General features: G+C 41.6%; 2 protein-coding genes. Both read left to right on the top strand.

The genetic code is table 11. The features are described from left to right. Positions 1-264 precede the first annotated feature (264 nt). The gene (locus tag BGL89_RS12835) at positions 265-534 is read left to right on the top strand and encodes a YciI family protein (protein WP_002762776.1); all 270 of its coding nucleotides are present in this window, start codon (positions 265-267) and stop codon (positions 532-534) included. Between the two features lie 75 nt (positions 535-609). Continuing rightward, the gene (smc, locus tag BGL89_RS12840; RefSeq protein WP_286826033.1) at positions 610-4140 is read left to right on the top strand and encodes a chromosome segregation protein SMC; all 3531 of its coding nucleotides are present in this window, start codon (positions 610-612) and stop codon (positions 4138-4140) included. The last annotated feature ends 295 nt before the right edge of the window (positions 4141-4435 follow it).

Below are 4435 nucleotides of genomic sequence, written 5' to 3' on the forward strand. Positions count from 1 at the left end.
GTGGCGTTACGATAGATCAACTTAAAAAATATGTGGAGAGCCAAGACTCCCCAGAATATTAATTGTGCTTCGCTGTTTCTATATTGGTTGGCTTTTCATCTCCGAGGTGAAACCGAGGGTTCCTTCAAGCCAACATTTAAGGTAAAACTTTGGCATAGAAAAAATCAGCCAACTCTACCCTCCCCCCCACTTTTCTATATCGATTTAGTCTGATTGACGATTCGATCGTAAAATAGCAACAGATCAAGAGAGTACAGGTCAAATATGCCGAAATTTGTTATCTGGGGTAGTTATTGTGAAAACGTGCTGGAAAAACGCGCACCCTATCGTCAAGCGCATCTAGAGGGATTAAATCAACAGAAAGAACGGGGAATTCTCATTACCATCGGGCCAACGGCAGATTTAAGCCAAGTTTTCGGAATTTATCAGGCAGCCAGCGAGTCAGAAGTGCGGGAATTAATCGAAGCAGATCCCTACTGGCAAAATGGTATCTGGACAGAGTACCAAGTCAAGGAATGGATTCAAGCCATCTAAGGTAGCTATCAGCTATATTTTTCTATAAGGGTGTTGTCTTAAAGCTGACAGCTTTCCTACTTTTTGTTTATCGCCATGGTTTACATCAAAAAGGTCGAACTCTCACACTTCAAATCCTTCGGGGGAACAACTCCTATACCCTTTTTACCAGGGTTTACGGTGGTTTCTGGTCCAAATGGTTCAGGAAAGTCGAATATCCTCGACGCATTGCTATTTTGCTTGGGATTAGCTACTTCCAAGGGAATGCGGGCCGAAAGATTACCGGATTTAGTCAATCACAGCTATAACAGTCAACGTCATAGCACCGAAGCGAGTGTTTCGGTGACTTTTGATATTGCCGATATGACCGGCGCAACCGATAGGGATTGGACGGTTTCCCGACGCTTAAAAGTGGCTAAGGGTGGCAGCTATACTTCTACCTACTATATCAATGGGGAAACCTGTACGGTTAGCGAACTTCACGACCAGTTAAACCGTTTACGCATCTATCCCGAAGGGTACAACGTGGTGTTACAGGGGGACGTAACCCGAATTATCAGCATGAATGCCAAGGAAAGACGGGAAATTATCGACGAATTGGCAGGAGTAGCTGAATTTGACCGCAAAATTGAGAAAACTAAGGAGAATATCGATTCGGTTAAAGAAAGAGAAGAACGCTGCCAAATTATTGCCACAGAATTGCAAAAATCTCTGGAAAAATTAGCACTAGATCGCATTAAAGCCGAAAAATACCAAAAACTCAAGGCCCAAGTCCAAGAAAAACAACAATGGGAAATTGTCCTCCATTGGCAAAATCTCCAGCAGCGCTGCCAGCAAGTAAAAGAACAAATTCAAGCTGGGGAAAAGGAAAAACAGGTTTTAACCGAGACTATCGCCAATTTATCCGAACAAATCGCCCAAAATAGTCAAGAATTAGAGAAACTCAATCAACAGGTCAAAGCTTTCGGGGAAGATGAACACCTGTCCCTGACTTCCCGATTAGCGAGTCAACAGGCCAAACGACAACAACAGCAACAACGACAAAAAGAGTTAGAAAACCTCGAAAAAGAATCTCAGACACAGAAAACCAGACTTTTAGAGGAAATTAATCGCTACAATCTCGAATTAAATCAGATTACTGCTGAAAAAAGCCGTTTAGAAACTGCAATTTTACCCAATCTCCTACTGACAACCCAAACCGCAAGGGAAACCCTAGAAACCCATCGTCTGCAAGCAAGTAGTCTCGCGGAAGCGTCAGAAGCTTGGGTAAAAGAACAAAGTGACCTTTCCCGCAATATTACCCGTCTTCAGGAACAATTAAACCCCTATCGTAGCCAACGGGCCCAATTGACCGAAAGATGCGATCGATTGCAAACTAATATAATAGAAGCTGGTCAACGTCTGCAAGAATTAGAGCAAGTTATTAGCACAAAAACAGAAGAAAGTCAAGAAATATTGCAAAAAATTAATAATTCTGAACCCGATATCCAAAATTTAGCCCAAAAACTCACCATTGCCGAACAAAATCGCGTTATCAGTCAGGACACCCAAAAACGTCTGCTCAAGGAACAACGGGACAAACAGAGGGAATTAGATAAACTGGAAGCGACTAAGCAAGCTCAACAGGAGGCCCAGGGAACCTATGCTACTCAAATATTATTACAGTCAGATTTGCCCGGAATCTGCGGATTAGTGGCACAATTAGGCGAAGTAGAGGAACGTTATCAAATTGCTCTTGAAATCGCAGCCGGAGGTCGTTTAGGTCATGTAGTCGTCCAAGATGATAGCGTTGCGGCTGCCGGAATTGCCTTGCTAAAACAGCGTCGCATCGGTCGGGCCACTTTTTTACCCCTGAATAAAATTCGTCCTCCCCGTCCCCAAGATATTTCCTCTCTGCGTCATGCGCGGGGTTATCTAGATTTAGCGGTGAATTTAGTTAAGTTTCAATCCCAGTATCGGGAGGTTTTTAACTATATTTTTGGCAGTACGGTGGTTTTCGAGGATATAGACTCTGCACGTTATTATATCAATCAATATCGCATCGTTACTTTGGATGGCGAGTTATTAGAGATGACTGGCGCTATAACTGGAGGCAGCCAACCGACGCGATCGGGGCTGCGTTTTGGTAAAATTTCTCCGAAGGAGTCTAGTGAAGCAGAATCTCTACGGGAAAGATTAGCAGAAATCGATCGCATTCTTACCCGCAACGAAGAAAAAATTACCCAAATTAATAATCTTATCAGTCAGTTAACCCAACAGTTAACCGAAACCCGTCAGAGTCATCGAGAAAATCAATTATCTCTACAACAATTAAGCAAGGATTTACAACGTTTAACCACAGAAAAAGAGGATTTAACCCGTCAATTATCGGGCCAGCAAGAGGAAATTACTATTTCTCGTCAACGGTTAGAGGTATTAACTAGAGAAATTCCTGAGTTAGAGTTATCTTTACAGCAAGAACAGGAGAAATTAACTGCGTTAGAGGCCAATCATACCCATAGCGAATGGCAACAGGTACAGGGAATAATTCGTAGTCAAGAATTAGAGTTACAAACCCAAGAAAATCACCTCGCTACAGTCCGCGAACAGTTAAAAGATTTACAAAATCAACAAATCAGACTAGAGGAAAAAAGTCAAGATTCTGCGGATAGAATTATTGAGATTGACAAGATAATTACCGATGCAGTTAATCAGAGAAATATCGGTAATCTGGAGATAGAAAAACTTGATCGCCATATTTTAGAAATCAATCAAGCTTTACAGCAATTATCGCAACAACTAGGGGAAACCAAGCAAAAAAGAGACCAATTAGAGACAGTTTTGCGACAACAACAAAACCAGCAACAACAGGCTATCTGGCAATCGGAAAAGTTAGTCAACAATCAAGAGGAAAGACAAACATTACTAACCACCTTACAAACAGAAATTAGTCAACTAGAAAGCGACTTACCCAATCCCTTGCCCGAAATTCCCGAAAGTGATCGAGATTTCGAGAAAATTCAAAGCGATATTCGGCAGTTACAAAAGAAATTAGAAGCTTTAGAACCGGTGAATATGTTAGCTTTAGAAGAACACCAAAAAACTAAAGAGAGATTAGATGAACTATCAGAAAAACTGCAAACTCTAGAAGGAGAAAGAACCGAACTACTTTTACGGATAGAAAACTTTACCACCCTCAGATTTAATGCTTTTCAGGAAGCATTTACTGTCGTTAACGAAAACTTTAAGACTATATTTGCTACCCTGTCCGATGGCGATGGTTACTTACAACTAGAAGACGAAAATGACCCCTTTAATGGTGGCTTAAATCTGGTGGCACATCCCAAAGGAAAACCCGTACAGCGATTAAGTTCCATGTCTGGGGGTGAGAAATCTTTAACCGCTTTAAGCTTTATTTTTTCCCTACAAAGATATCGTCCTTCTCCCTTTTATGCGTTTGATGAAGTGGATATGTTTTTAGATGGGGCCAATGTAGAGAAATTGGCCAAAATGATTCAAAAACAAGCACAACAAGCGCAATTTATTGTCGTTAGTTTGCGTCGGCCCATGATTGAAGCATCGGAAAGAACCATCGGTGTCACCCAAGCGCGGGGAACCCATACACAGGTACTAGGAATTAAAGTTTAACCTAAGACGCAAGTGGGGTGTGGGGAAGTGGGAAGCTTTTCAGTGCTCAGTAAACAGTAATCAGTGAACTGAAAACTCACATCTGAAAACTCACATCTGATAACTGATAACTGATAACTGATAACTGATAACTGATAACTGACTCCTAACCCTAGGAACAGGAAACCCCACTTATAACCGCTCCCAGACAAGCCAGACAAAGTTAAGTTATCGAAAATTTGGGTTAAAACCCCGTCCTTTTAGGACGGCTTTAAGCTACAATGGAAAAAGCGATAACCAAGCTAAAAACTGAACC

Origin of the sequence: Microcystis sp. LSC13-02 (assembly GCA_002282935.1) — a bacterium.
Taxonomy (GTDB): domain Bacteria; phylum Cyanobacteriota; class Cyanobacteriia; order Cyanobacteriales; family Microcystaceae; genus Microcystis.

Bases quoted from the DNA above. Each gene is read 5' to 3' on its own strand.
- BGL89_RS12835 (WP_002762776.1), top strand. From the start codon at position 265: ATGCCGAAATTTGTTATCTGGGGTAGTTATTGTGAAAACGTGCTGGAA.
- smc (WP_286826033.1), top strand. From the start codon at position 610: ATGGTTTACATCAAAAAGGTCGAACTCTCACACTTCAAATCCTTCGGG.